Genomic DNA, 26,002 nt, shown 5'->3' on the forward strand with positions numbered 1-26,002 from the left:
GGACGTACACCGCAGTCGTGATCCGCAGGACACGTCGCCGGACCCGCGAGGAGGCGGTGGCGTCCGCCCCGGTGGCCGTCGTCGTCGGTGTCGTGACGGCCGGGGCGGACGCCCTCGCCGTCAGCCGCCGAAGTTCAGCGCGTAGAGGCTGCGCGCGGAGTCGGCCGTCACGAAGTCCATCGGGACGGTGCCGAGCACCGGGCGGGAGGCGTGGTCGAGTCCGCCGAGGTAGCCGCGGATCTTCGAGGCTGCCGCGTCGGCGGCCTGACGCGGCCACAGGCCCCAGCCGGAGCTGGAGGTGAAAGTGAGAAACAGGCGGTTCGGGTCGCCGGAGGCCGGGCGGCGTCCAGGTGCGAGGAGGCCTCCGGCCACTTGCGGTTGTAGAAGTCGAAGATCGTGCCGATGTCGTAGTCGTCCTCGATGTCGGTGCGGGACCCGCCCCAGCGGATGCCCGGCAGCGCGCCGTTGTCGGCGAGCAGCACGATCCTGCCGCGGACGTCGCCGAGCCGCGGTATGCGGTCCTCGCTCCACATCAGGCCCGGCCAGCGGCGCTGGTAGTCGGCGAAGATCGCTCCGAAGTCGGCGTCGGGGACGCTGGAGTACTCCTGCTTGACCCGCATCACCACGGTCTCGCCCGGGTGGGCGGCGAGGAAGGCGCCGACCTGGTTGAGGACGTCTCCGAAGAAGATGTTCTGGAAGAACTGCGAGTGGTGGATCGCGAACACCCCGTCGACGGCCCGGCACCGGATGTCCAGGAACCTCACTCCGGCCGCCAGTTGGTCCGGGATGCCCAGCGACTGGGTCTGCACCAGGGCACCGCCGTACAGGGCGCAGGTGTCGTGGGTGCCGGGGAGGGTGAGCCGGGACAGCGTGGCGTCGGGGCCGAGGGCACCGAGCCAGTCGGCGCCGCCGGGCACGGCCGCGGCCCGGGCGGTGGCGGAGGCCCGTGGCGCTCCGAGGCCGAGCCCCGTGCCGGCCAGGGCGGCGGCGAGCGCGGAGCGGGCGAAGGTGCGTCTGGTGATCGGAGCGTTGGTCAGGGACAAGGGATCGACCTCCTGCTGACGGACCGACAGGTCATGGACACGTCCATTATTGGCGGCCGCCCGCCTCCGGGCCATACCCGCGTCGGCGCCGCTGTGGGTGGAGGCACGGGGATCCGCCCGGCGCACCTCACCCAGGACCGGCGTGATCACGGTCCATGCCGGAGCACGGGTCGGGGACTTCCCGGCGCATCCTGCCCGCGTCCGGGTCCTCAGCCGGGAGCCCGGGCCGGGAGGATTGGCCGTGGTGGAGATGCTGGTGACTGATCTGCCCACGGGCCGGGGACGTGACGGGCTGCCATCCGGACGGCGAGGTCGTCGGCCCCGTCGACGATCTGCTGTTCCCGATCCACCACGGCATCCTCTACTACCCGGGTATCGACGTACTGCCGCCGTTCGTGCTGTACGGCACCGACCGGATGAGCGACGAGGACTACCTGGGCGTCGCCAAGGCCTGGGAGCAGCGCTTGCTCATACTGGAATCGACCGAGCCGATCGCGTTCCGCCCGCAGAACTTCGGTGACTACGAGATCCCCTCGCTGCACCTGAAGGAGGGACTGGCCCGCAGGCCGCACGGGCTTCGGGCTGCACGTGCGCGGCTGACCACCGGCTCCGGACCAGGCGGGGCCGGCGGCCCGAGAGCAGACCGATGGCAGTGGCAGCCAACCATCCGCTCTCGGCCCCGGCCACCCCGCTCCACACGTCCCGCCCGCACCGGCGCCGAAAGCCGGCGCCAGGACCTCGACGCCGTGACCGCCGGCCTCACCCCGCGCTGGAACAGCGGTCCCGTCAAGGGACACGTCAACCGGATCACGTACCTCACGAGGCAGGGCCACGGGCGCGCGAGCTTTGCCCTGCTGCGTCGACGGATCCTCCTTGCCACTCGAGCTCCCGCGGCCGTGACGATCCGCCGGTGTCCGCGGGCGGGGGCGGAGCGTCGAGCACCTTGCTCAGATCTGTGGCGGTCCCCCGGATCGGGTGGCACCCGTCCGCCTCGCACGATGCGCGGACGGGTCTGGAAGTTCCGAGCTCCCGTGGCGACGTTGGTGGTACGGCCCAGTGTCGCCACCGTCCGCATTCCGCCGGCAAGATCCGGCCTCCCGGGTGTCCGCTCTCCGCGTGCGGACGATGGGAGCGCTCGACCTTACGTCACCCGGCAGACGATCAGCGTCGTTCCGGTGGTCCAGCCGCATCGCGCCCGCGCCGGTCCTGTGACGCAGCCGCGCCGCAGGCCGGGCCGGCGAGGCGGACGGCGCTGTCTCGGGCGGGCGGCTGCGTCGATCACGGCCAGTGCCTGCTGCACCCGACACGCACAATGCGCCCGTCACCGGCGGGCCGACCACGATGCGCCGCACGATCGAGCCGATGTCCCGCTGCGCCGGCACCACACCGGATCCGAGGTGCGGGACAGGGTGGTTTCGGCGCGGTAGTGGGGCGGAATCACCTGGGCCAGGTGCGGATGAGGGCCGCCGCGGCGGCGATGCCCTGGCGGTGGCCAGCTCGGGCGGCGGCCGGACGACGGGCGTTGGCGGTGAGGTCGCGGCCCATCGCGCGGCGGGCTTCGCCGTCCGGGACGACCAGGGTGGTACGGGTGCCGGCCGCACGGAGTTCGGCTGCCTGCCGCTGGGCATCCGGGTGCGGGCCCACGGCGGTGGGAATCGGCGTGACCGCGAGGACCTGCCGTTGGCCGGTGGCCAGTTGGAGGTTGCCGGTGGAGCGGGAGCCGCCGTCGATCCACTGCCGTCCGAGGGCGGTGACGGGCTGCCAGAGCAGCGGTACGGCGCAGCTGGCGGCGACCGCGTCGACGAGGGCGAGCCCGGACCCGGCGTCGAACGCCTCGATCCGTCCGGTGGCGGCATCGACGGCGGTGATCCGCAGGGGGCGATCCGGCCAGGCGGTGAGGTCGCCCAGCATGGTCCGCACGATGTCGTGCAGACCGCGGTCGGGGGCGGGGTGCGCGGTGAGGGCGGCGCGCCCGAGCCGCCGGATCGAGCGTTCCGGGTCCCGGGCAGGAAGAGCCGCCCACAGGAAGCGGGCGGTCTGAGCGAGGGTGACGCGCATCTCGATCCGGTCGAGGTCCGCGAGTTGGCGCTCGTACAGATCTCGGGGGCTCTCGCCGAAGGCGAGCCGGGTGCCGTGGATCGCTCCTGCGGAGGTCCCGATGAGGGTGTCGGCGGCGGCCGGGTCGACACCTGCCTCGACGAGGCCGGCGAGCACGCCGACCATCCAGGCGCCGCCGACGGGTCCGCCGCCGCCGAGCACCAGTGCGGCATCGTTCACGGCACTCCCTTCTCCGCAAGTAAGCTGAAACGGGGACAGCTCCCCATTTCCCTGTGGGACGATAGCACCTGCACCGGGGAGCACTCCCCGTTTTCCGGAGGTGAGCATGGACGCCGCGAGCGGCACGGCACCATCCAAGCGGCGCGACGCCCGGCGCAACCGGGACCTCCTGGTCGACGCGGCCCGCCAGGCCTTCGCCGAACAGGGCATCGACGCCCCGCTCGACGTGATCGCCCGCCGTGCGGGCGTCGGCAACGCCACCCTGTACCGCCACTTCCCGAGCCGGGCGGCGCTGGTCGACGCGGTCTTCGGCGACCTGCTCGCCGCCACCTCGGCCGCCGGTGAGCACGCCCGCTCCGTCGAGGACCCGTGGGAGGCGCTCACCCAGTACCTGGAGCACGTCTTCACCGGCCTCGCCGCCGACCGCGGCAGCAACGACCTCATGACCGCACAGCTGCCGGACAGCCGGGCCCTGCAGGCCGTGCACGAGCACAATCGGCAGACCGTCGACATCCTCTTGGCCCGCGGCCGAGACCGGGGCAGCATCCGCCCGGACCTCGCGCCCGAGGATGTCCTGCTCGCGCTCGCCGCCCTCGGCCGCACCGTCCCCGCCCTCACCGAGGCCGCCGATCCCGACGCCTGGCGCCGTCCTCTGGCCCTCCTTCTCGACAGCTTCCGCGCCTCGCCCGGCCACTCCTCCCTGCCCGCCCCCGCACTGCGCCCCGAGCAGCTCGGCGCCGTCCTCCACCGCCTCGGCCCGCACCGCACCGCCCATTGATCGGCCGCGACCGGATGACCCGCTACGACACCTCGGAGCGGGGAAGCCGGCACGACACCGTCCGCAACCGGCGGCACTCACCGGCCCGACGCGCCGACCTGCTGCCGGGCTCCCGTCGCGCCGACCCCGCGGCCAAGGCCGAGGTGGCAGTCACACCGGCGGATCAGGTGCCGTGGTTCAACCGCGTGGCTCGCGCAGCGTTCGACGAGGTACCCGAGCGCGAAGCGGGCGCCTGCACGGGACAGACTCCGGCGCGAGGAGCGTTCGCCGCCCGCCACCGCTGCTGCGAGGCCCCGCCGACCTTGCAGGCCCTGGGCGCTCGACATGCTGCCGGCGGCGGCAGCGATCAGTGGATCGCGGTCTGCGGTGACGGTGGCCTCGTCGAAGAGGCAACCGGCCGGCCGCTGTGGCACGCCACCGCATCACTGGCCGCTCGCACCGTCCGGCAGGCACTCCTGCACCCCTGACCCGAACCGCTCGGTGCCCATCCTTCTGCCCGGCGGCCCCGGCGGCCCCGGCGGCCCCGGCTGCCCCGCCGCTCCGGGACGGGGCTGTGCCCGTGCCTTGGGCCGTCACAGGGGCTGGTGTTCGGTTTCTGTCAGGCAGTGTCGGCGCCGGGATGGGTTGTCCGGCGCGGCCGGAGGTGGCAGGCGGGCGCTCAGTCATCCGTCGAGGGCGTGGTCGTGCCGGCGGTCAGCCGCCAGAGTCCGGCCACCTCGTAGTAGACGCCGTTGACCAGTTGCAGCAGCACCAGTGTGACGGGCCAGAGCAGTGCGCCCAGGCCGGGGACCAGGTCCATCGGCAGGGTGTAGGCCATCACGATCCGCACGGCGGCGTCGATCAGCATCGCCACTGCCCAGATCGCGGTCGAGACCCGCCAGATCCGCCGGAAGGCCGGCTCGCGTTCCCACAGCACGTCCCACGAGGTGCCGTCGGATCGGAACCGCCCCTCCAGCAGGGGGCGGCCGCCGTGGAAGAGCAGCGGGCGCCTGGCCCTGATCGAGATCAGGAACCAGAGCCCGGCCACGCCGGTCAGCCAGCCGTCCTTGGCCAGCAGGAACCGGGGCTGCCGCCGACCAGCGCGGCTGCGACGCCGAGCAGCATGGTCCCGGCGACGAATCCCGCCATGCCCTCCAGGCTGCGGGTGCGCCGCCACTGCACCGCCGTGGTGAGCGCCGGCAGGAAGGCACCGGCCAGCAGCGCGACGAAGACGCCGACGCCGGCGGAACGCAGGCCGTAGTACAACGCGATCGGGACCACGATGTCCCGGACGACACGGAGCAGCAGACGTCGCCCGCTGGGCCGCGGCGGCGCCTCGGAGGCCGTCACCGCCGAGACACGGCGCGGGGTCATGACGTCCTCCGGTCGCGAGAAGGGCCACGGGGCTGATCCCACAGGCACAGTCGTTTGTTTCCGGGCGAGATGGCTGCGCCATCCGCACGACGACGGCTGTGTCGATCGCAGACTTCAGGCTGATTCCGCGCCGGCCAACGGCTAAACCACGGACCGCAGCCTGGCCGCTCGAGGACGGCGCGGGCGACGCGGGCCTCTGGCAAGACCCCGCCGGCCCAACACTCAACTCGCCAACGGCGGTGCTCAGCCACAAACGCCGCGGTTGCACGCGGTGCTGCACTGGGCGTGCCCCTATGTGGTTGGTCCAGCGACTCGAGGCCGTTCCTCAGCTGTCCGTGGCCGGCTCAGGTCCGGCGTAGGCACAGATGACCGCCACTCCCCAACGCCACTGGAACCCCAGCCACCGGACCACACGCCGATAGCCTGGCGCGGGGTGTCCGCTGAAGAACAGGCGCCGCACTCGCCCTGGCCACAGGGCCGGGTACGGTTGCCGGCACCCGGCGCGGTCGACGTTCCCAGGAGCCGCCCCATCCGCTGCCGATCGGGTGAAAGGCCGTCCCGGCCCACCATGCGGCGCCCAGCGGGGGAGTCGGCCCCCGCGTCGTCAGCCCGCCCTCCACCCTGGTCCTGCAGCGCGCCGACGGCGTCGAGCCCGCCTTCATCCTCGCCATCAACGAAGGCGTGGACATTCCGGATCTCGCCGTCGCGCTGACCGCGAACGCGGACACGATCCTGCGCCGCCTCACGCAGCAACTGGCGCGTCTCCGCCTGACCTGCAGAAATTCAACGGCACGGGCCTGCCCGTGGAGCCCACTCCGCGGGGCCGGACCCGTGCTCGAGCGGTCACAGTCCGGCAACACGTCCACGCCGCCGCCACAGCGCTGGCACCGTGTCCCTCGCTGATCTCCGTGAGCGAAGGACACCCACATGCCCTCACCGACCACTTCGCCGGCCCCCGCCAGGACCGCCGCCGCCCACCGACCCGCCACGAGAACCAGCGCCCGGCTACGCCGTGCAGGCGCCGCGACCACGGCCGCGTTCCTCCTGCTCGCCGCCACTGCCTGCTCCAGCACCTCGAGCAGCAGCAGCGCCTTCCTGAACTGGTGGAACAAGGGCGGGAAGCAGAACCTCAACACGCTTCGGGCCGACGCGCGCGCCCAGGGCCGCGCCCCGGACCTCAACGCGATGTACACCGCGTGCACGGTCATCCCTGGACACATCCAGGCCGCCCGGCAGTACGGCCCCATCCCCGACAAGGCCGCCCAGGACCACTGGTCGAAGTACCTCGACAGCTACGAGGCCGCGGCGAAGGACTGCATCACTGGGACGAAGAACCACGACACCGCGCGGCTGGAAAAGCTCACCAACGAACTCACCGCCGCCCAGGACGAGGAGGATCTGCTCCAGGCCCGAATCGGCGAACTCGGCACCAAGGTGTAGGCACGTCGTTCACCGCCCGCCTGCTGCTGCGACCCACTGTCCCGGTCCGCCGTCCCCTGACTCTGCGTTGTGCCCGGGGCGGCGGCCGGTGCATAGCCACCCGATACGAGAAGACCGCCACCGTCTTCCAGGCCGGGCTCCACGTCGCCAGCATCTTCATCTGGTGCGCCCACTGATCTAAAGGAAAGGACCTAGACCCTCAGGTACTTGCGCAGCGTGATGAGAGCCGCACCTGCCGCCATTGCGGCTCCGGCCACGATGAGCAGCGGAATCACCGTCAGCACGGCGGAGATGCCGACGAAGTGGAAGAACGTGATGCGGCCGCCGATGACGTGGATGACGGCGTAGTGGCCGGCGAGCAGAAATACGGATGCCAGTGTTGCGCCGAGCAGTGCGGCGACCACGGCTTCAGCGATGAAAGGCAGCTGGACGGAGAGGTTGGACGCGCCGACGAGCCGCATGATGCCGGTCTCGCGTCGGCGGCTGTGGGCGGAGACACGGACGGCGTTGACGATCAGCAGGAGCGCGATGGCGAGCATCAGCCCCGTCAGCAGGAGCGCCGCCGTCTGCAGTGCGTTGAGCAGCAGGAACACGTTGTCCATGACCGACCGCTGGTCGTTGACCGAGTGGACTCCGGGCATTCCCGTGAATGCGGATCTGATGATGTCGTACTTGGTCGGGTCCTTCAGCTTCACCTGCCACGACGGCTGTATCGCGTCCGGGCCGACGACGGCCGGAAGCGGGCTGTCCGGGTTCATCTTTCTCCAGAGCTGGTAGCCCTGCGCGGCGCTGACGAAGGTTGAGGACTGCACCATCGGCATCTTGTCGAGTGCGTCCTTGACATCGGCGATCTGCTGGTCGGTGGCGGCGCCGTTCATACAGCGCGGTGTGGTGAGGGCGTCGGCCTTGGTGCAGAAGTAGACGTTCACCTCGGCCTTGTCGTACCAGTACCCCTTCATCGACTCGACCTGGGCGCGGACGACGAAGCTGGCGCCGGCCAGGGTGAGGGCGACTGCCACGCTGGCGACGACGGCGATCGTCATCGTCAGATTGCGGCGCAGGCCGACAGCGATCTCCGACAGGACGGTCTGGGCGCGCATACGTCTCCAACTCCGACTGGCACATTGCGGGTGATGCGACGGACTGAGTGCCTCGGCCGACTCGAGTTGACCGGGGATCAGTCAGATCAGCGGGGTGGCTCTGAGCATCGGCTGCCTGGCTGTGGAGGTCATCCATAGGCCCGCAACTTCCTTGCTTCCGGGCGGCATTCGGTCCTGCGAGCATGCCACCGGTGATCAACATACCCATCTCCACCGGGCATGACCAGGCCGGAGTGCTGGGCGATCTCAACGGCCCTGCGGTCTGTGTCGCGCCGATCGACCCGTTGAGCCCCGATGACACAGTGCGCCGGGAGGCGGCCGGCAGAAAGATCGATGCCGACGGCTGCCAGGCCTTCGGTGCTGTACTCCTGATCGAACTCGCTCACGACGGCACGCTGAAGGCCTGGGAGCGAATCGGAGCGGCCGGAATGCTCGCTGCCTCGGACGGCTATCGGGAGGCTGGTGTCGCCGTCCTGATCGGCCTCGCCGAGGACAGCACCGCCGGCGGCCATCCGCGTGGCCTGGCCGCCAAGGCCGTGTGCGAGGTCGACGGCGGCCGGGATACGGGTGCCGTGCTGCTCGTTCGGCTGGCGGAGGACGGGGCTTTGGACACCTATGGCAGGTGCAGGCCGCCAGGTCGCTCGGCAGGGTGGACGGGTACCGGCACGAGGCCCTTCGTCTCCTGAATGGGCTGCATCTCGTGGTGCAGCGGGAGCACTGGGACAACCCGGTGCCGGCGAGTCTGGTCCGGGGCTACATCGACCGCATGGAGGAGGCGGTGCGGGAAGCGGGGTAGAGCCGGGGCTGCCGGGCGTCGGGTCCGGGTGCTGTCGAGCTGGCGCGGTTTGTGGGCCTGGGTGCCACGGGCCACGGGCCCGCATCGTGGTGGGTGCTGCTCGGGGTGGCCGGGGCGGTGTCGGCGTCGGCGTGGGAGGCGGGGTGAGGGCATCGGTCGCGGCGGGGGCTCTGGGCGGTGGGTGTGGTCGGCGACGGCGGGAAGAACGTCAACGGCCGCAGGCGGAACGCCATCGTGGACGCCTTCGGGCTGCTGCTGACGGTGATGCGCACCCCAGCAACGCTTACGCCGGTCGCCGGCCGGTAGGTCTCATCCTGGCCACACCTGTGTGGACGGGGGTTTTCCGGATGCTCGGGGGTGTTCGCAGGTCAGCTTCGGGCCCGTTCTGGCCGGGGTGGTGGTGGTCGAGCCGGCCGGCTGATTGGTGTTCATCATGGTCTGCCAGGATCGGGCCTGATGTCCCGCGAGCACCGGCCCGCCCGCGGCGTGAGGCCCCGCGTAGCACGGTGGCCGCTATGGGGCCGGCCGGACCTCACCGAGTCCCGGCGGACCGTGTCCGGGTCGTGGGGGAGGCGCCCGCTCCGTGCCTGGCCGGGCGGACAGCCGGTGGTGCCGTCGCCGGTGTCGGCGACTCGGTCGGAACGGCTGGATCAACCGGGCGGTTCACCGAGCGCGGTAGCTGACCACGGCCGTCCTCCGGCGCGTCGGTTCCGAGGTCGCCGGACGTTGCGGGCGGTCTTGACGTGGGCTGTGCGAGGCGGTGCCATGGCTGTGGGGGAGGGAGGGGCCGTGGCACCCGATGAGGGCAGTGATGCCGAGGACCGTGCCGGTGAGGGTGGTGGTGACGGGTTGGACAGTTCATCGGAGCTGCACCGTCCCGGACCCGCGGACCGTTTTTGGGTGGGGGTGCTCGTCCTGATCGTGGTGGTGCTCCTCGTGGCTGTGCTGGTGTCCCACCTGGACTGGAGTCCCGGCAGCCCGGCCTACAACATGCCGCCCTACAAGTGAAGTTTCCGCACGGCATTGGCCTGCGGGCCGGGAAGGGGAGCACGATGCCCGATGGGGACGGAAAAGCCGAGGGTCGCGGCGACGAGAGGGAGCGTGACCGACGCGGGTGCCCGCCACGCCTCTACCGTCCCGGATTCGAGGACACGTTCTGGCTGGCTCTACTCGTGGTGATCGTGGTGATCTGCGGTCTGATCGGCTTCCTGTCCGACGGGGGTCCCGGTCCCGGGGGCCAGAACATCACCGGCTGGCACTGAGCCTCCTTGATCGTGGCTTCTCCCGTGTCTGGTGGGGTGTGGACGGCGGTGATGGTTCGGCTCATGCTGTTGGTCGGGTATCGGGCCCGCCGTGGGGGTCGCCGGGATTTCGGCTGGGCGAAGACGTGTTCGTCTGGGGCCTGTGGGTGCGTCGGCGGGTTTGTGCTCGTTTGCCGGGTCGTGCTCCGCCTCGTCGCACTCGGTTTCGTGGTTGGCCGGAGGCCGCAAGCCCTCCCGACTGACGGCATGTCGGAGCCCCGCCGGTCGGGGGCCCTTGAGGGGTCTTCTGCCCGGCGGGGCTTCGATGTGTATGACTGTTGTGTGGCGTTGGTGGGGGCGGTTGGATCGTTGTGGCCTTCGCACCCCCACGTTCGCCTGCTCGTTCGCCCTGGCCGACGCTGGCCGTTGGTTCGGGTGTGGTGGTGGTTGTTAGAAGTGGAGCATCCACTGGAAGTCGGACTGGGCGCTGCTGACGTGGACGTGGCTGCGGGTGCCGTAGGCGAGGGGGTTGTTCCAGTTGTATTCCTCGACGTCGAAGGAGCCGTCGGAGTAGACGGCGTTGACGTAGGCGACGTGGCCGACCTTGTGGACGTCGTTGACGGCGATGGCGCCGACGGTGGGGGTGGTGTTGACGGTGACGCCGACGCGGCGGGCGGCGTCGTCCCAGGTGCCGGCGTTGCCCCAGGTGGTGCCGCCGTAGGAGTTGCTGAAGTTGGGGACGCCGAGGCGGCTGGCGATGCGGTAGGCGGCGAAGGCGGTGCAGTTGTCGGCGGCGAAGCCGCGGGTGCCGTGGTCGAAGTCGTTGGTGGGGGTCTGGTTGCCGCTGCCGCCGCTGGTGAGGAACTGGTGGGAGGCTTCGTTGTTCTTGAGGGTGGTGTTGAGGTTGCCCTTGGCGCCGGGGGCGAAGTCCTGGCTGGCGCCGCCGTAGTTGCTGTTGAAGTAGACGCGGACGGTGTGGCTGGTGCGGTTCCATACGGATGCGGCGTTGTTCTTGGTGCAGATGCCCTGGCCGGAGCCGGCGCTCTTGAATTCGTAGCAGGTGGGCTGGGTGTCGCCGAGGTCGCTGATGGAGCCGGTGAAGTCGGAGACGGAGCCGGCTTCGTCGCTGTTGTAGTAGTAGCAGAACTCGCCGGAGTCGCAGACTCCGTCGCGGGAGGCGGCGAAGGCGGGGGCGGTGGTGGCGCCGATGAGGGGGACGGCCATGGCGAGTGCGGTGCCGGCGACGGTGAGCATGGTGCGTATGTTCTTCATGGTTGTCTCATTTCGTGACGTGTCATCAACGGATGCTCTGGACGGCGTATTTGGGACGTACTCGGGTCGTGCTTCGGTCGTGCTTCGGTCGTGCTCTGGTCGTGCTCGGGTCGTGCTCGGGAGTTGCCGTGTGCGCGGTCAGTGGGTGCGCTGGTATTCCTCCCAGGTCTGGATGGGGATGCGGGGGCCGTCGTCGGGGGCGTGGTTGGCGAGGCCGTTGAGGCCGAGGTAGTAGTCGCCGGTCTGGTTCTGGGCCTGGGTGGAGAGGTCGGTGTCGTTGATCGCGGCGGCGTGGATGTGCCAGGGCCAGTCGCCCTGGGTGGGGTTGCGGATCCAGGCGGCGAATCCGACCTGTCGCAGTGCCTTGGCGACGGTGGTGCGGGTGGCGGTGGACATGGTGTCGATGTTGATGTCGACGACGCCGCCGCCGTCGTGGGTGCCGGCGGAGGTGGGGTCGCCGCCGGGGTTGTAGGAGCCCTGGGAGAGGGTGAGGTGGAGGCCGGCGAGGCGTTCGGCTTCGGTGAGCATGTTCTGGGTGCGGGTGTCGATGGTGTAGCCGTCGCGTTGGAGCTTGGCGCCGGGGCCGATCTGGTGGGTGATGGTGTATCGGCCCTGGCCGAGTGTGGTGAGGAGGTGGCGCCGGGGAGTCCGTTGGCGGCGAGGCCGGTGTAGCCGAGGGAGCGCTGGTAGGCGGCGTAGGCGGTGATGGTGGTGGTGCCGAAGTAGCCGTCGACCCATTTGGCGTCGAGGAGGCCGCGGGCCTGCAGGGCCCGTTCGACGGCGAGGACGGAGTCCTTGGCGCCCGGGGTGAGTGTGTTGTCGGCGCGTCGGGGGTCGATCTGGGCGGCGAGGACGGTGGCTTCCATGTCCACGACGGGGAGCGTGGTGGTGGTGGCCGCGGGGGCCTGGGTGGGTGGTGGTGGGGTCGCGGCGTGGGCCTGTGCGGCGCTGAGTACGAGGCCGCTCAGGAGGGCGATGGCGGTGAGGAGTCGGGTGGCGGTGTTGCGGGTCTTGGTGGCGGTTGTCATGGGGTGGTTCCTTCCGGTGCGGTGGATGATCGGCCCCGACCGCGTGCCGGTGGCGGGCACCGGTCGGGTGGGGATGGTGACGGGGGCAGCGGTGAGCGGCGCCGCTGGGTCCGTGCGGCCCTCGCCGGCGTAGGTGCTGTGGGGAGGGGTGGTGACGGCTTGCGATCAGTGCTGCTGGGTGGGCTTGACGGGTTTCGGGGGATCCGCCCGACGGGCAGGAGCAGCTCGTCCGGTATCTGGTGCCGGGGTGGCTGGTGTGGTGGGTTGTGTGGTCAGCAGCGGACGTCGGTCTTGACGGCGATGTCGCCCTCGTTGACGTAGGGGATGGGGCCGTAGCCGGTCCAGCCGAGGGCCTGGGTGCACTGGGTGAGGGTGGCGGCGCCGGCGGACCAGATTTCGACGGGGTTGTGGTCGCAGCGGGGGTCCTGGACGTCGTGTCCGTTGTTGGTGACGATGGCCGCGCAGACGTCCCAGCTGCTGTGGGAGGTGCGGTAGCCCTCCCAGACGTACAGGTAGGAGTAGTTCTTTCCGCAGCCCTTGTACTGCTTGACGGATGCCATGGTCTGTCCGCCGACGTTGAGGTAGGCGGTGCTGCCGATCTGCGTGACGCTGGAGCAGCCGGACGGGGTGGTGGCGCTGGCGGTTCCGGGAATGGCGAGGAGCATCGGGACGGCGAGGGCGGCGGCGGCAGCGATCTTGGTGAAGCTGGGCATGGCGAACGGCCTTCTTTCAGGACAAGGGAGGGGTGGAGAGGGGAGGGGTTGCCCCCGGTCGTCGCCAGGGGGTTGAGCAGGCTTCTTCCGCGGGCAGGCCGTACTGCCGTTGCCCGGTGGCGGATTGGCGGGGCGCTGCGGTTCGGGGAGGGCCGTGTGATGCCGGTCGGCCCCGCCGGTACGGCCCGGCCGGTGGTCTCTGGGTGCGCGGGCGCAGGGGTTGTCGTGGCCGGGTGCGACGTCACCCGAGTGGCCGTCATGTGCTGTGCAGTCGGCGGGTGTTCGGGTGAATGCCAGCGGGTGGCGGGCGGTTCCCGGTTCCCGCACGGGACCGCACCCGGGTGGCCGGGTGGTTGGGTGTTCGGAGGGTTGTGGCCCCGCTTTCGTGGGGGTCCTACGTGAGGGCGAGGCTCCAGCCTTGGAGGGCGGGCGCGTGGTGCAGGGCGCGTTCGCAGGCGTGGCGCAGGTTCGCGGTTGCCGCGTCGGGTGTGTCGGCGATGATCGCGGCGGCGATGCAATAGCGATTGAGGTCGATGCGGGAGCGGATGTGTTCCACTCGGTCTTCGGGTCGGCTGTGGACCCAGATCAGATCGGTGACCGCTTCGGCCGTCAGCTGCAATGGCGCCGGGTCGGGACGGATGAGGGTGACGGCGACCAGCTGCACGGGGTCCGGGTCAACTCTGTGCGGGGGTGCGGCGGGAGCGGCGTCCCAGTCGAAGCCCGCCACGGTGGTGGCGTGCTGGACGGCCGGGTGGTCGGTGACGATGCCGCTTGCGGCGGCGGCGCCCAGGCCGACGGTGAATGCGACGATCAGGCCGGTGCACATGATGCGTATCCTGCGGGCCACGACTGTTCTCCCCTGTTTGGTAACCATGCTGTGCCGTTGGGTGGTTCGCGGAATTCGCCCCGGTTGGTGTGGCGTTTTCCGCTGACGAGGAAGAGCTTGCCGTCCACGCAGGGCGATGTCACGGCTACAGAGGTGGCATCAACTCGCTCGGCATCTTGGTGCCAGATCATTTCGTCTCCGGAAGGCATTGCGTCCGCGGCCGCCGCGCACCGATGATGACGATCATCGACATGGGGGTCGGCGCGGTGTTGCACGCACTCGGACTGAACGAACTGACGGAGAGCGTCTACAGGATCCTGTTGGCGGAGCCGGACTGGGGGTCGAGCGGATCGCCGCCGACCTGCACCTGCCGGAGGCACAGGTGCGGGAGGCGCTCGACGAGCTGCTGGAACTGACGCTGCTGCGGCCCGCGGGCGACTCCCGCGGGTTGCGGGCCGTCAGCCCGGAGGTCGGACTGACCAGGCTCCTCGCCCGCAACCAGAACCAACTCCTGTTCCGTCAGCAGCAGTTGGAGAGCGCCCGGTCCGCGATCGCGGCCCTGTCCGCGGAGTTCATCGACCGGCGGCCCGACGACGAGATGGTCGTACGGCTGGACTCCCTCGAGGCCGTCCGTGACCGCCTGGAGGAACTCGCGGCGACCGCGACCGAGGAGTGCCTGTCCCTGATGCGCGGGGAGCGGTCCGCCCCGATTCCATCCAGGCCGGCAAACACCCCAACCAGCTCGCGCTGGAACGCGGAGTGGTCATCCGCAGCATCTTCCAGGACAGCTTCCGCAACGACCCCGACACCCTGCGCTATGCCCGGTGGTTGGCGGATCTGGGTGGTCTGACCCGCACCGTGCCGCTGCTGCCGATGCGGCTGGTGATCGTCGATCGCAGCGTCGCCCTGGTGCCGACCGACCCGAGCGACGGTCGTCGTGGCGCGTTGGAGCTGCACGGTGCGGCCCTGATCCAGCCGTTGTGTGCGCTGTTCGACGAACTGTGGCGCAGCGGTGCGGACTTCGGGCTGCCAGCGGTCCGTGACGATCGGGACCTGACCGGGTCGGAGCGTGCGCTGTTACAGCTGCTGGGCGAGGGTCACACGGACGAGTCCGCCGGCCGCAAGCTGGGCCTGTCCTTGCGGACGGTGCGTCGGATGATGCAGGACCTGATGAATCGTCTGGGCGCCGACAGCCGCTTCCAGGCAGGGGCCCAGGCCGTGCGGAAGGACTGGCTGTGACCCTGCAGCAGCCGTGCCGATGCTGTGGGGGCACATCCAGGGCGTGCCGCGGCCGTCTCGCGTAGTGGATCTCTTTCCCGATGCTCCGGTGGGTTCCGGTTGTGTCCCGGCCTCCTTGGGGATCGCCCACCGGTCGTGTCCGGCCCAAAGCCGGACTCCTCGTCGCCGAACCGCCGGCCGGTGTTGGCCGGTGACAGGACGCCGTCGGTGCCGCGGTCGCCGTTTGCGGGCTCGGTGCACAGATGCCCGAGCGGGATGGGCAGCGCGGCAGCCACGGGCTGCTCCGCGGTCGTGAGGTCTCGGGGCCGATCCCTGGCGGGAGTGTCCGGGATCGCGTCCATGTCTGTGCCGTGATGCGAGATGGCAGTTCGTGGTGGCAGGTTGTGCCGGTGATCGTCGCGGCCGGTTCCGACGGCGACTGTGGGCCTTTCGTGTTTCTCCTCGCTGTCGCCGGCCCCGGCGGCGGTCGCTCGGGTGCCGCGTGAACAGGACCGCGCCACGTTCCGGCTGCTGACCCCGCTGAAGCCGTGAAGGCTCTTCAGCGGAGGAGTACCGACACAGCGATCGCGCCGACCAGGAGTGACGGGCCGAGGGCGAGTTCGGCCTTGCGGTCAGCGCGCCCGCTGGCGATCAGCAGGATGGCGTGTGCGGCGCCGAGGAGCATTCCTGCGCAGATTCCCGAGTAGACGGCTGTCCAGCTGTGCCAGGCCGGCAGGCCGGCCAGGGTGGGGCGAGCTTCGCGTCGCCCAGGCCCATCCCGCCGGTCAGTACGAGGACCAGGAACACCATCGCCACGACTGCGGTTGCGGTGGCCGCCCGCCCCAGGGCCGCCTACTGGCCGCCCGTTGCGGCAGCCGCGACCAGCAGGACCGCGACACCGGCCGCGGCCGCGCCGGCGGTCGGGGAGCCGCCTCACTGTGAGGTCGGTCAGGAGCAGCGCGGTGCCGTGTCCGGCGAGCCACAGTTGGGCGGCGAGGAGCCATCCGGTCGCGCCGCCGGCCGTCACGGCGGCGGCTGCGAGGACGATGAGCGCCTCGGGGATCGGAACCGGTGGGCCGAGCCGCGCCACGCTTCCCGCAGTGGCGGAGCACCAGGTCGACGGCGGCGCGGCCGCGTAGGAGGTGGTGGCCGCTGTCGGGGCAGGCGGTGCGGGAGCCGGTGGGGACGCTGCAGGCGAAGCCCGCGGGCCGGACCAGGAGTGCGCCGGCGGCGAGTCCGGCAGCGGCGGCGAGCGCGGTGTCGGCGGGGCAGGGGGCATGGGGCTCCTGGATCGGGTGTCGGGGAAACGGGAGGCGGGCCGGGCGGACGGTGGCGCTGTCCGGTCGGCGCGCCGATGGGACGCGGTTCTACAGGCCCCGGACGGCGCCGCCGGTGGTGCGGCGTTGGATCGGTCGCGCGGTCGCGTCCTGGAGGCCGTCGAACCGCATCTCGCGGGCCATCTGCCTCGCCTGGTCGGCGACGTTGCGTACCCCGGCCGGGTTGCCGGCGCGGTGCTCGATGCGCATCCATGCCCGGTACAGCACCTCCGCGGCCGGCTCGACGCCCAGGCCGGTGGCGATGGCGGCGCGATCGGCGCCTGGCCGATATCCGTGATCCGCAACGGCCCGAGAACCTGCACCTGCAGCGGCTCCGAGCGACGTGGAGCCCGCGTCCGCTGCATGGAGTGCGGCAGCGGACGCGGGCACTACGGGGGTTCACCCGGGGGCGAGATGCGCGGCCGGGTGGGTTACAGGGTGCTGCACTGGCCCGTGCGGGCGCCGGTGACGGTGTTGGGGTGGCCGTCGTTGGTGGGGGTGGGGTGTTGCCCGAGCAGGCCAGGGAGCCGCCGATGGTGTTGCCTTCGATCTCGGGGCGGTTGTCCTCGGGGAAGGGCCCGGTGCCGGTGTTGTTGGCGACCGCCACGCTTCGGCCGATGTGGTTGCCGACGAGTTCCAGGCCGCCGGTGTTGTTGCTGAGCGCCACCATCTGGTTGATCTGGTTGGCGGCGCAGTGGTCGTCGCCGGGATCGCCGATGACGACGAACTTGCCGGCGCCGTAGACGGCGACGGAGCCGCTGACGGTGGCGCCGCACACGCCGACCAGGGTGCCGCTGAAGGAGGTGATGTCGCCTTGGACGGTGGAGTTGCCGATGAACAGGGCGCTGCCGGCGGCGGCAGCGACGTTGCCGTGGACGGTGGCGTTGAGGACGCAGGTGCTCTCGCCGGTGGCGACGACGCTGGCCACGGAGCCGGTGACGGTCCGGGTGCAGTTGACCGTCTGGGTGGCGCTCTCCGGCGCGGGGGCCGGGTAGATGGCGTCGCCGCTGTACTGGGCGGTCAGGGTGTGGTTGCCGGGCAGCAGGTTCGACCAGGTCAGCAGGGCCTGGGCGCAGTGGTCGCCTCCGCCGGGGGACAGCGGGGCGGTGCCGAGGGTGGCGCCGGCGTCGGTGAAGGTGACGGTGCCCGTCGGGATCGTGGTGGAGCCGCCGTTGGGGCAGACGGTGTCGGTGAGCGTGACCGGGTGCCCGAACAGCGACGGGTTCGGGGAGGTCGTGAGCGTGGTCGTCACGGTGGGCTGGGTGGTGTAGCTGATGGTGACGCTCGCGGCGGCGCTGGTCACCGTGGGGCCGGTGCCGCCGGCGGGGACGAGGGACGAGCCGCCGCCCCCACCGCCTCCACTCCCGGCCGGGGTGACCAGAGGGTTGATGTTGCCTCCGCCGCCTCCGCCGTAGAAGCCTCCGCCGCCTCCGCCGCCCGTGTCCAGGCCGCCGTTGCCGCCGGTGCCGAGCGTGCCGGGCGTACCGGATGGTGTCCCGCCGCCCCCGGCGCCGCCGGCCCCGCCCTGGGTGGCCGTGCCCGTCCCGCCGCCGGTTCCTCCGCCGCAGGCCCCGTCCGCGCCCGGCTGACCGGCATCCCCACCCGGGCTTCCCGGGCAGGGGTTTTGAGCGGCTTCACCGGCTCCACCGCCGCCCGCGGCGACGATGAGACGGGAATCGGTGGTGGTGAGGGGGACGGTGCGGGACTGGGTGCGGATGTCGGAGGCTCCGCCTCCGCCCCCGCCGAAGTGGGTGTTGCCGCCGCCGTTGAAGCCGCCGGTGCACAGCGAGGAGGGGTAACAGGATCCGTTGTTGGTGGCGGTGCCGCCGACTTCGACGTAGAGCGTCTGTCCGCTGGACAGCCCCGTGAGGGTGCCCGACACCTGAGCGCCACGGCCGCCGCTCACGCCACCGAGCCCCTCCAGGCCGCCGTGGCCGCCGATGGCCGTGACGTCGGCTTGCGTGACGCCGTTGGGGACGGTGAACGTCTGCTCGGCGCCGGTGAAGGCGAACGTACAGGTGGTGGTGTTACCGGAGGTCGTGCAGGTGCCCTGGGCATGGGCGGCCCCGGACAGCGCCACCGGGGCGATGGCGGCGGTGCAGAACACGCCGGCCGCGACGGCCAGCGCACGTCCACGGCGGCCTGCCGAACCGGCACGGTACCCGCTCACATCCGAGCCTGGCCGACCACCTGCAACCGACAGTAAGAAAGTCACGATCTACTCCCAGAAAGCGGAAAGGGGAATCCCCCGGCAGGGGACCGTCTTCCGCCACCCTGGATCAGACAGCCCAGCCTCCGCTCGACAACTGATCTGACACACCGCCGAATGGTCCTCCGCCCACCCGGCATGCACGCAAGACCGGAGCGCGAACCCGACCCGCGTCGCCCAGGACGTCACCAGGCCGGGCCCGGCCGGCAGGCGGTGCTGTCGAAACTCGGGCTCTGTCACGAGTTGTGTGGTGGCTCACGCTGAGTGAGTATTGATCTTGTTAGCTGTCCTCGTGAGGTTGCCTGAAAATCGTCAGGCGCCGTCGTGCTGTCGCTGACACTTCTGGCCCGTGAACGATGCGTTGGTCCGGTTAGAGGCGTTGCTGTTTCCGGCAGTCGCGGACCTGAAGGTGCTGTCGGTCGATGTGCACAGTGAGGCGATCCGGGTCGGGGTGAGGTCCACGGCGGTCGGTGCATCGTGCCCGGGCTGTGGAGTCCGGTCGAGGAGAGTGCACGCCTCCTACCTGCGCTCTCCCACGGACATGCCGAGCGCAGGCCGGCGAATGTTGTTGCGGCTGCACGTCCGGCGTTTCGTCTGCGCCGGCACGTCGTGCGAACGGCGGACTTTTGCCGAGCAGGTGCCGGGCCTTACCCGCCGGTACAGTCGGTGGACCGAGCGGTTGCGGATTGCGCTGGCGGGGATCGGGCTGGCGCTGGCTGGCCGTGCTGGCGCCAGGCTGGCTGATGTCCTCGGGGTCTCGATCAGTCGCAGTGCCGTGTTGCGACTGATCCACGCACTGCCCGAACCACAGCCCCCGTCTCCGCGGGTGGTGGGTGTCGACGAGTACGCGATGCGCAAAGGCCGCGTCTACGGCACCGTCCTGATCGACATCGAGGCGCGGCGGCCCGTAGACATGCTGCCGGACCGAGAGGCGGCAACGGTCGCCGCCTGGCTCGCAAAGCATTCCGGCATCGAGGTCGTCTGCCGCGACCGCGCCCCGTTCTTCGCCGAAGGCGCCCGGACCGGCGCCCCGCAGGCTGTCCAAGTCGCAGATCGATGGCATCTCTGGCACAACGTCAGCGAGGCCGCCGAGCGATGCGTCACCCGCCACCGCGCCTGCCTGCGGACTGTCCGTCCCGCGGCCGGATCGCAGCCCGAGCAGGAGACTTCCAACACCGACCAGAATCCCAAGCCGCACTGGCCGACCAGCCACCGCTTCGCCGACCGGACCCGAACCACGCACGCCACCGTCCACGCCTACCTTGCCGCCGGCCACAGCCGACGAGCCATCGCCCGCCAGCTCGGAATGACCTATCAGACCGTCAAACGGTACGCAGACGCCAAGACCCCGGAAGAGCTGTTCCAGGGCCAGTGGCAAGGCAGGCCGAGCAAGCTCGACGAGTTCAAGCCCTACCTCGACGAACGATGGTCCGACGGCTGCACCAACGCCTGGACACTCTGGGAGGAGATCACGGCACGGGCCGCGGCAGCTACCAGACCGTGCGGGCCTACATCTGCCCCAAGCGGACCTCGGCCCAGCCCGTCCAGCCGCGGCCGCCATCACCGCGAACCGTCGCCGGATGGATCCTGCGACACCCCGACAACCTCGCCGAAGCCGACCATCTCCAGCTCAAGGCCGTCCCGGCCCAGTGCCCCGAACTCGACGCCCTCACCAATCACGTCAGGTCCTTCGCCCAGATGCTCACCGGGCGTGAGGGCGAGCGGCGACCACAGTGGCTCGAAGCGGTTCGCCGCGACGATCTCCCCGGTCTCCATGCTCTTGCCGCCGGACTCGAACGCGACCTGGACGCCGTGATCGCCGGCCTGACCCTGCCCTGGAGTTCGGGAGCGGTCGAAGGCCATGTGAACCGCATCAAGATGCTCAAGCGGCAGATGTACGGACGAGCGGGATTCGACCTCCTGCGGAAGCGTGTCCTTCTCGCGGGCTGAACACGTTCTCACCGCCGACTATTTGAGAAGCCTGAAGCCCGGTTGAGCAGCCCAGGCGCGCAAGAATTCGGCCGTGCCGAACACGGTCGGCAACGGGCCGTCCGTCATCGCGAGCACGCCCGGAAGTCCGTCCACGACTGCAACCTGGTCATCCAGTAGCTCAGCGTTGGCAACACCGCCGACTACGTCCATGATGGCAGCCGTCAGCAGGGCCGTGACGAGGTGATCGATCGGTCCGTTGCACCCGGCGATGACGTCCACCGCGTGTGTCGGGCTGAAGCCGATGAGGGGTTCCAGATCGGGGCCGTCCGCGTGCTCGGCCTCGAAGGTCTCCTCGTCCCCGATTCCGGGACCCATGACATAAACCAGAAATGGCCGGCGACCGTCGACTTCACCTGGGTCCGTGGCACCGAGTCGGTCGGCCATCACGTTGAGGTCGTAGCCGCCAGGGCGCTTCTCCTCGAAGAAGGCTGACGATCCCACCAGGACGCCCCGGAGTCGCTCTACAACTGCAGCCGGAACCGCCTCGGCCAACTCAATCACCAACACTGGACCACCCATAGCCGGAGCCTAACCAGCCGAGCGGCATACCCCCAGCGCATTAAGCAACGTGACTGTGTCACACAACTCGTGCCAGAGCCCAAACTCGTGGACGAAGCCGGGCCCGCGCGGAGGTGACGGTGTCAGCCGCCCCAGTTGGTGTCGATGTGCCTGCTCACGGAGTCCTCCCCGGTCGGTTGGTGACTCTAGGCGCGGCAGATGCTCCTGTCATCAGGCTACGCAGGCCCGGGGCCCCCGGGGCCGGGCATCCGGACGGCCCTGGGCCGGTATGGATGCGGCACGTGGCGTCGGACGGGCTGCGGCTCAGGTGCGGAGGAGGTCGCGGAGGTCGGTGACGGTTCTTTCGCCGGTGCGGCTGGCGGGGATGTGGCGCAGGAGGTCGGCTGCTCGTGAGCGTACGAGACCGGTGCGCTGGTCGGTGGGGAGCTCGATGGGTGCGTCGACGGCGCGGCGGCAGCCCTGGGCTTTGTCACCGGCGTGGTGGTCGCACAGGGCTGCGTCCATGCGCATCAGTGCGCGTGCCTGGTAGCTGTTGGGCCCGGACAGCTGCAGGGCGCGGTCCTGGGCGGCTCGGGCCTGCGCGGTGGCGCCGAGGCGGGTGTGGGCGTGCGAGAGGTGGAGTTTCTGTTCGGGCAGGCCCAGCCAGGTGTCGGCGGTGGAGGCGGAGTCCAGCCGGTCCGCGATCTCCTGGGTCCGGGCCAGGGCTGCCCGGGCGGCTTCCCGGTTGCCGGTGACGGCGTGGGCCCGGGCGGAGACCGCGGCGGCGAGGGCGGCCGCGGCCGAGGGGGAGTCGCCGGCGGCGAGCAGGGCCCGGTCGGCGAGGCGGACGGCGTCGCGGGGGACCCCGTAGGTCAGCGGTGTCATCGCCTCCCGGGCGTAGAGCCAGGCGACGAGCTGCCGGGCGCCGGACTCGCCGGCCGCCATCCGGGCGGAGTGGAACCAGCCGCGGGCCTCCCTGGTCTCGCCGAGGTCGTGGAGGACGATCGCGGCCATGCCGGAGAGCTGTCCGACGGTCCGGCACAGGCGGGTGCGGTCCGTCGTGGTCTGTGGCCGGGCGAGGAGGGTGCGCAGTGCGATGACGTCGTCGGCGAGTTCGGCGAGGCGGGCGGTGGGGGCCTGGCCGCCGTAGCCGACGGCGTAGGTGTCGGCGACTTCTTCCCAGAAGTCGAGCTCGGTCGGGGTGGAGTGGCATGCCAGGGCGGCGTCCAGGGTGTGGCGCTCGTCCTGTCCTCGATCCGGATCTCGGCACGCAGGCGGCCGTCCTCGCACAGCTGCTCGGCGAGCGCGGCACGGCGTGCCCCGACCTCCTCGCCCCGCCGTGCGCGCTGGACCGGGACGACCTTCACCCCGGGCTCGCCTCCCAGGGCGAGACACACCTCGCGCACGAGCCTTTCCCAGCTCTCGACGACCTGCACGGCCCGTCCGTCGCCACGGCACAGCGTCTCGTCATCGATGTCGTTGCGGACGGGAACCCACGCTGCGCCCATGTTCTGGAAGCCGTGGCATCCGGGGTCTCTAACCGGTAGTGCCAGCGGGCGGGGTGACTCGGTCGATCGGTCGTGGTCTCCATGTTCCGTTGAGGGCTGCCGACCGGGGCCAGTACAGGCGGAGGATGACGTTGAACGGCCCGTCGGGCGCCGGGAGCCAGTTGGCTTCGCGATCGGGGCCGGGGTGGTCGTGCTGCAGGTGGAGGTCGAGGGAGCCGTCGGGGTTGTACCGGAGGTTGCTGCGGTCGCCGAGGGCGTAGCGGTCGAGGGGGTTGTCGGCGAAGAACTGGCGGTCGTTCATCATCGTGAGCGACCAGAAGCCGTCGACCGGGGGCAGGCTGTCGGCTGGGAAGTGCAGGCGGTAGTGGTGGGCGCCGTGCAGCGGCTGGCCGTCGGCGTCGGTGGTGGTGTGGGGGTAGAGGGCGTCTGCGTCGAGGTTGGCGCCGAAGCCGATCTGGGCGACGCTGGCGCGCAGCGGGTAGTCGGTGCCGTACGAGCCGAGGCCCCGGTTGACGGTCCAGCCGTTGCGACTGGTGCTGGCGGTGCGGGATCGGTAGGCGGCGACTGTGCGCGGTCCGTCTGCAGCGGCCCGGTCGAGCTGTGCCTGAATGTCTTTCGGTAGCTGAGCGGTCTTGTGTCCCGGGTGCAGGCCGAGGGTGGCGATGCGCTGGAGCAGTGGCTCGTCGGCGGCGCCGGGCGGATTGTCCGCCATGAGTTGCAGCATCCGGGTGAAGAAGGATTGGCCGTCCATGCGGTGGACCTGTTCTGTTGGACCGGTGGGATGTCTGGGTCGGCCGTTCCTGGGACTGCGTCGTCGTGACCGGGCGTGGCGTGCTGGCCCGCGCTGGAGCGGGGCCATGCGGACAGCGGGGTGAGGTGAGTGCGGTCCTGGAGGTCGCGGATGGCAGGCAGGTCGTCGGGGCCGTGGAGGGCGTAGCGCCCGATGAGCATGTTCAGGCGGGTGGGTGAGCGCAGCAGTGTGAGGCCGCCCGGCGGTTCGCCTTGCCATCGCGGGCCGGCGATGAGGAACGGTCCGGCTTTGGGGCCGTAGGTGCGCGTGCCGGGCGACGCGATGACGTTCGACCAGGCGTCCAGGATCGGTGTCATCCAGAAGCGGTCGCCGAAGTCCGGCAGGGTCAGCACCATCGGCTCGGCGTCCAGGTCGAGCCAGGCAGTGGCGTAGAGCGTGTCGGTGTTCGGTGAGACCACCTCGGTGAATGTGGCGTCAGGTGGTTTCCGCAGGAAGCGCAAGTGGTTGAACGGGGCCCGGCCGGGGCCGGGGGCGGTCATCACCTGGCAGGTCGTGGCTGCGATGAGGAGGGGGTACCCGTAGATGTACGCGTCGTTGGCGGCGTCGTGCAGCCGCGTGGTTGCCATGCGATACGCCTCCCGTGCCCTCGGGTGTCACGTCAGGGGGCCGGGCCGCGCGCCGCCCGGCTGTCGCGGCGCGCGGGTGACGGCAGCGGTCAGCCGGTGGCCAGGTAGTCGTGGACGGGCTGCATGGGGGCGAGGGTGAGGTCGGCGACGATGTGGCTGGCGGAGATGACCTCGATGACGGGCAGGTCGGCCAGTGGGGCCATGACGTGCGCGAAGAGTTGGAGGCGGGCCGGCCCGGTCCAGGCTTCCTTGACGGTGAGGTCGGTGATCTCGGTTCGGGCGAGGTCGCAGACCCGCAGGTCGCCCCGGTAGCCGGGGATGATCTTGACGGCGTAGGTGGGGACGGCGATCTGGGCGCGGGCCTCGTCGGGGTCGAGGGCCCGCCATTTGTACGCCATCGTCGCGGTGGCGACTCGCTGGCTGCCCCAGTCGAGGGTGCCGACCAGGGCGCCGTTCTCCGCCGTCAGCGTGGGGCTGCCGAGGAGCTTGGGATAGGCACTCAGTTCCCGGCCGGCGGCGGTCGCGCCGAAGTGGTCCAGGTACATGGCGTGCAGGTACTCGCCGTGCTCGCCGTCGTGGGTGACGGGGATGGTCTGCCCGCACTCGGTGTAGGGGCCGAAGCCGTCGACGTCGCCCATCTTCATCACCTCGAACCGCACCAGCGGCTCGTCGATCTGCAGCGGTTCGGGGACGACCGCGCGCAGGGCCCGCGGGTCGGTGCGGTAGACGATGTTGAGGTACGCGCGGTCGGTGAAGCGGTTGGCGCGCAGAGGGTAGAGGGTGCGGTCAGCGGGGTGGTGGCGTGGCGGCGGACGTCAGCGGGGTGCAACGGGATCTCCTTCGAGGTGGCGAGCCGGTCGGCGGCCCGCCTTTGCATACACGGCGTATCGGATACATGATGTATTCGATTGGCCGTGAGAAACAAACCGGGTCCGGGCCGCGGACCGAAGGAGTAAAGACATGGACTTCGTTCTCCCCACGCGCATCGACGCCCGCCCGGTCGCCGTCGTCGGCGCCGGAACCCTGGGCCGGCGGATCGGGCTGATGTTCGCCACCCGTGGCGGACAGGTCCGCATCTACGACCCGTCCGCCGGTGCGGGGGCCGACGCCTGCGCGTACGTCCGCGCCGAGCTGCCGAAGATCGTCGAGTGCATCGACGGCGGAGCGCCGGGCGAGGCGTCCTCGACAACGGACATTGCGGCGGCCGTGGCCGGCGCCTGGCTGGTGGTGGAGGCGGTGCCCGAGCGCCTGGACCTCAAGCGGCAGGTGTTCGCGGATCTGGACCGGCTGGCCGACGCCGACGCGATCTTGGCGAGCAACTCCTCGTCGTATCCAGCGGCGCGGTTCGCCGACGCCGTGGCCCGGCCGCAGAGGCTGGTGAACATGCACTTCTACATGCCGCCCGCGCAGAGCGCCGTTGATCTGATGTCGAGCGGTGCCACCGATCGGGCGGTGCTCGACCTGCTGCTGGCGAAGCTGCCGCGGTTCGGGTTGTTCCCCTTCGAGGCGCGAGCGGAGAGTACGGGGTTCGTTTTCAACCGGATCTGGGCGGCGGTCAAGCGGGAGGCATTGGCGGTGGTCGCCGAGGGCGTGTCGACGCCGCAGGACGTGGACGGGATGTGGCGGGTGAACACGGGTCCGCCGGGGGCCCCTTCCGGATGATGGACCAGGTCGGTCTGGATGTGGTCCTCGACATCGAGAACCACTACGCCGCCGAGCGCACGGGACTTCCCGAGGGGCCGCGGCGGCTGTTGGAGCGCTACGTGGACGCGGGCCGGTTGGGCGTCAAGAGTGGCGCCGGGTTCTACGACGACTACCGCGCCTCCGCCTGAGCCCGCCGGCGGCGTGTTCGCGTAGCCTGCCCTCGTCACATTTCCGCTGCCCAGAGGGGTGAAGGACGTGCCCAAGTCCCCGACCAAGCGTCGTCCGGCGACCGTCGCGGCGCTGACCGGGAGCGCCCAGGAGCTGTTCCTGGAACGCGGCTTCCATGCCACCTCGATCAGTGACATCGTGCAGC

At 70.8% G+C, this 26,002-nt stretch carries 21 protein-coding genes and 6 pseudogenes; 11 read left to right on the forward strand and 16 right to left on the reverse strand.

Annotated features, from left to right (window positions below; all coding sequences use genetic code 11):
• Positions 1 to 167 precede the first annotated feature (167 nt).
• Complete coding sequence (locus ABEB13_RS39555; RefSeq protein WP_345709429.1) at positions 168 to 1,043, reverse strand: phosphatidylinositol-specific phospholipase C; 876 nt, start codon at positions 1,041 to 1,043, stop codon at positions 168 to 170.
• Between the two features lie 317 nt (positions 1,044 to 1,360).
• Here ABEB13_RS39555 and ABEB13_RS39560 point away from each other — a divergent pair.
• Positions 1,361 to 1,643 (forward strand): annotated as a pseudogene (locus ABEB13_RS39560) (NAD(P)H-dependent oxidoreductase); the annotation flags it as partial.
• An 837-nt stretch (positions 1,644 to 2,480) separates the two neighbouring features.
• Here ABEB13_RS39560 and ABEB13_RS39565 read toward each other — a convergent pair.
• Positions 2,481 to 3,320 (reverse strand): patatin-like phospholipase family protein, encoded by an 840-nt coding sequence (locus ABEB13_RS39565; RefSeq protein WP_345709430.1) that lies wholly within the window; start codon positions 3,318 to 3,320, stop codon positions 2,481 to 2,483.
• Positions 3,321 to 3,426: 106 nt separating this feature from the next.
• Here ABEB13_RS39565 and ABEB13_RS39570 point away from each other — a divergent pair, with 106 nt between their 5' ends.
• Both ABEB13_RS39570 and ABEB13_RS39575 read left to right on the forward strand, forming a co-directional pair.
• A complete protein-coding gene (locus ABEB13_RS39570; RefSeq protein ID WP_345709431.1) occupies positions 3,427 to 4,098 on the forward strand; it encodes a TetR/AcrR family transcriptional regulator in 672 nt (223 codons plus the stop codon).
• Positions 4,099 to 4,112: 14 nt separating this feature from the next.
• Positions 4,113 to 4,565 carry a hypothetical protein gene (locus ABEB13_RS39575; RefSeq protein WP_345709432.1) on the forward strand — a complete coding sequence of 151 codons (453 nt, stop codon included), beginning with the start codon at positions 4,113 to 4,115 and terminating at the stop codon, positions 4,563 to 4,565.
• Positions 4,566 to 4,756: 191 nt separating this feature from the next.
• Here the strand turns inward: ABEB13_RS39575 and ABEB13_RS39580 are convergent, their stop codons facing one another.
• Together ABEB13_RS39580 and ABEB13_RS39585 are read right to left on the reverse strand one after the other, a co-directional pair.
• Positions 4,757 to 5,125 carry a VC0807 family protein gene (locus ABEB13_RS39580; RefSeq protein WP_345709433.1) on the reverse strand — a complete coding sequence of 123 codons (369 nt, stop codon included), beginning with the start codon at positions 5,123 to 5,125 and terminating at the stop codon, positions 4,757 to 4,759.
• Positions 5,126 to 5,130: 5 nt separating this feature from the next.
• Positions 5,131 to 5,451, reverse strand: coding sequence for a DUF3159 domain-containing protein (locus ABEB13_RS39585; protein ID WP_345709434.1), 321 nt, complete (start codon positions 5,449 to 5,451; stop codon positions 5,131 to 5,133).
• 927 nt (positions 5,452 to 6,378) lie between these two features.
• Here ABEB13_RS39585 and ABEB13_RS39590 point away from each other — a divergent pair.
• Entirely contained in the window at positions 6,379 to 6,891 is a 513-nt protein-coding gene (locus tag ABEB13_RS39590; RefSeq protein WP_345709435.1) for a hypothetical protein, read from the forward strand.
• Between the two features lie 191 nt (positions 6,892 to 7,082).
• On the opposite strand, the gene ftsX is transcribed toward ABEB13_RS39590, so the two are convergent.
• Positions 7,083 to 7,991 carry a permease-like cell division protein FtsX gene (gene ftsX / locus ABEB13_RS39595; RefSeq protein WP_345709436.1) on the reverse strand — a complete coding sequence of 303 codons (909 nt, stop codon included), beginning with the start codon at positions 7,989 to 7,991 and terminating at the stop codon, positions 7,083 to 7,085.
• 191 nt (positions 7,992 to 8,182) lie between these two features.
• On the opposite strand from ftsX, the gene ABEB13_RS39600 reads away from it, so the two are divergent.
• Positions 8,183 to 8,677 (forward strand): hypothetical protein, encoded by a 495-nt coding sequence (locus ABEB13_RS39600; RefSeq protein ID WP_345709437.1) that lies wholly within the window; start codon positions 8,183 to 8,185, stop codon positions 8,675 to 8,677.
• A gap of 287 nt (positions 8,678 to 8,964) precedes the next feature.
• Positions 8,965 to 9,093, forward strand: coding sequence for a hypothetical protein (locus tag ABEB13_RS39605; RefSeq protein ID WP_345709438.1), 129 nt, complete (start codon positions 8,965 to 8,967; stop codon positions 9,091 to 9,093).
• Positions 9,094 to 10,478: 1,385 nt separating this feature from the next.
• Here ABEB13_RS39605 and ABEB13_RS39610 read toward each other — a convergent pair.
• The 4 genes from ABEB13_RS39610 to ABEB13_RS39625 all read right to left on the reverse strand — a co-directional run bounded on the left by ABEB13_RS39610 (position 10,479) and on the right by ABEB13_RS39625 (position 13,867).
• Positions 10,479 to 11,300 (reverse strand): CHAP domain-containing protein, encoded by an 822-nt coding sequence (locus ABEB13_RS39610; RefSeq protein WP_345708777.1) that lies wholly within the window; start codon positions 11,298 to 11,300, stop codon positions 10,479 to 10,481.
• A 138-nt stretch (positions 11,301 to 11,438) separates the two neighbouring features.
• Positions 11,439 to 11,828, reverse strand: coding sequence for a hypothetical protein (locus ABEB13_RS39615; RefSeq protein WP_345709439.1), 390 nt, complete (start codon positions 11,826 to 11,828; stop codon positions 11,439 to 11,441).
• A 772-nt stretch (positions 11,829 to 12,600) separates the two neighbouring features.
• Positions 12,601 to 13,041 carry a hypothetical protein gene (locus ABEB13_RS39620; protein WP_345708779.1) on the reverse strand — a complete coding sequence of 147 codons (441 nt, stop codon included), beginning with the start codon at positions 13,039 to 13,041 and terminating at the stop codon, positions 12,601 to 12,603.
• Between the two features lie 394 nt (positions 13,042 to 13,435).
• Positions 13,436 to 13,867 carry a hypothetical protein gene (locus tag ABEB13_RS39625; protein ID WP_345709440.1) on the reverse strand — a complete coding sequence of 144 codons (432 nt, stop codon included), beginning with the start codon at positions 13,865 to 13,867 and terminating at the stop codon, positions 13,436 to 13,438.
• A gap of 382 nt (positions 13,868 to 14,249) precedes the next feature.
• Between ABEB13_RS39625 and ABEB13_RS39630 the strand changes: the two genes are divergently transcribed.
• Positions 14,250 to 14,717, forward strand: a complete 468-nt coding sequence (locus tag ABEB13_RS39630; RefSeq protein WP_345709441.1) for a hypothetical protein — start codon at positions 14,250 to 14,252, stop codon at positions 14,715 to 14,717.
• Positions 14,627 to 15,106, forward strand: a complete 480-nt coding sequence (locus ABEB13_RS39635) for a helix-turn-helix transcriptional regulator (protein WP_345709442.1) — start codon at positions 14,627 to 14,629, stop codon at positions 15,104 to 15,106. Before ABEB13_RS39630 ends, ABEB13_RS39635 begins: the two co-directional genes overlap by 91 nt.
• A gap of 538 nt (positions 15,107 to 15,644) precedes the next feature.
• On the opposite strand, the gene ABEB13_RS39640 is transcribed toward ABEB13_RS39635, so the two are convergent.
• Positions 15,645 to 15,770 (reverse strand): hypothetical protein, encoded by a 126-nt coding sequence (locus ABEB13_RS39640; protein WP_345709443.1) that lies wholly within the window; start codon positions 15,768 to 15,770, stop codon positions 15,645 to 15,647.
• A gap of 338 nt (positions 15,771 to 16,108) precedes the next feature.
• Complete coding sequence (locus ABEB13_RS39645) at positions 16,109 to 18,508, reverse strand: Ig-like domain-containing protein (RefSeq protein WP_345709444.1); 2,400 nt, start codon at positions 18,506 to 18,508, stop codon at positions 16,109 to 16,111.
• Positions 18,509 to 18,959: 451 nt separating this feature from the next.
• Here ABEB13_RS39645 and ABEB13_RS41025 point away from each other — a divergent pair.
• Positions 18,960 to 20,560, forward strand: a pseudogene (locus tag ABEB13_RS41025) (ISL3 family transposase).
• Between the two features lie 18 nt (positions 20,561 to 20,578).
• On the opposite strand, the gene ABEB13_RS39660 reads toward ABEB13_RS41025, so the two are convergent.
• The 5 genes and pseudogenes from ABEB13_RS39660 to ABEB13_RS39685 all read right to left on the reverse strand — a co-directional run bounded on the left by ABEB13_RS39660 (position 20,579) and on the right by ABEB13_RS39685 (position 24,814).
• Positions 20,579 to 21,121: a DUF6368 family protein gene (locus tag ABEB13_RS39660; protein ID WP_345709445.1), complete on the reverse strand. Its 543-nt coding sequence runs from the start codon at positions 21,119 to 21,121 to the stop codon at positions 20,579 to 20,581.
• A 303-nt stretch (positions 21,122 to 21,424) separates the two neighbouring features.
• Positions 21,425 to 22,558, reverse strand: a complete 1,134-nt coding sequence (locus ABEB13_RS39665) for an NsdA family TPR-like regulatory protein (RefSeq protein WP_486335369.1) — start codon at positions 22,556 to 22,558, stop codon at positions 21,425 to 21,427.
• Between the two features lie 78 nt (positions 22,559 to 22,636).
• Positions 22,637 to 23,359 (reverse strand): DUF1214 domain-containing protein, encoded by a 723-nt coding sequence (locus tag ABEB13_RS39675; RefSeq protein ID WP_345709447.1) that lies wholly within the window; start codon positions 23,357 to 23,359, stop codon positions 22,637 to 22,639.
• Between the two features lie 176 nt (positions 23,360 to 23,535).
• Positions 23,536 to 23,985 (reverse strand): annotated as a pseudogene (locus tag ABEB13_RS39680) (DUF1254 domain-containing protein); the annotation flags it as partial.
• Between the two features lie 89 nt (positions 23,986 to 24,074).
• Positions 24,075 to 24,814: pseudogene (locus ABEB13_RS39685) on the reverse strand (acetoacetate decarboxylase).
• 215 nt (positions 24,815 to 25,029) lie between these two features.
• On the opposite strand from ABEB13_RS39685, the pseudogene ABEB13_RS39690 reads away from it, so the two are divergent.
• Positions 25,030 to 25,817: pseudogene (locus ABEB13_RS39690) on the forward strand (3-hydroxyacyl-CoA dehydrogenase family protein).
• 67 nt (positions 25,818 to 25,884) lie between these two features.
• Positions 25,885 to 25,986: pseudogene (locus ABEB13_RS41030) on the forward strand (TetR/AcrR family transcriptional regulator); the annotation flags it as partial.
• Between the last annotated feature and the right edge of the window lie 16 nt (positions 25,987 to 26,002).

The organism is Kitasatospora paranensis (assembly GCF_039544005.1).
In the GTDB taxonomy this organism is placed as follows: domain Bacteria; phylum Actinomycetota; class Actinomycetes; order Streptomycetales; family Streptomycetaceae; genus Kitasatospora; species Kitasatospora paranensis.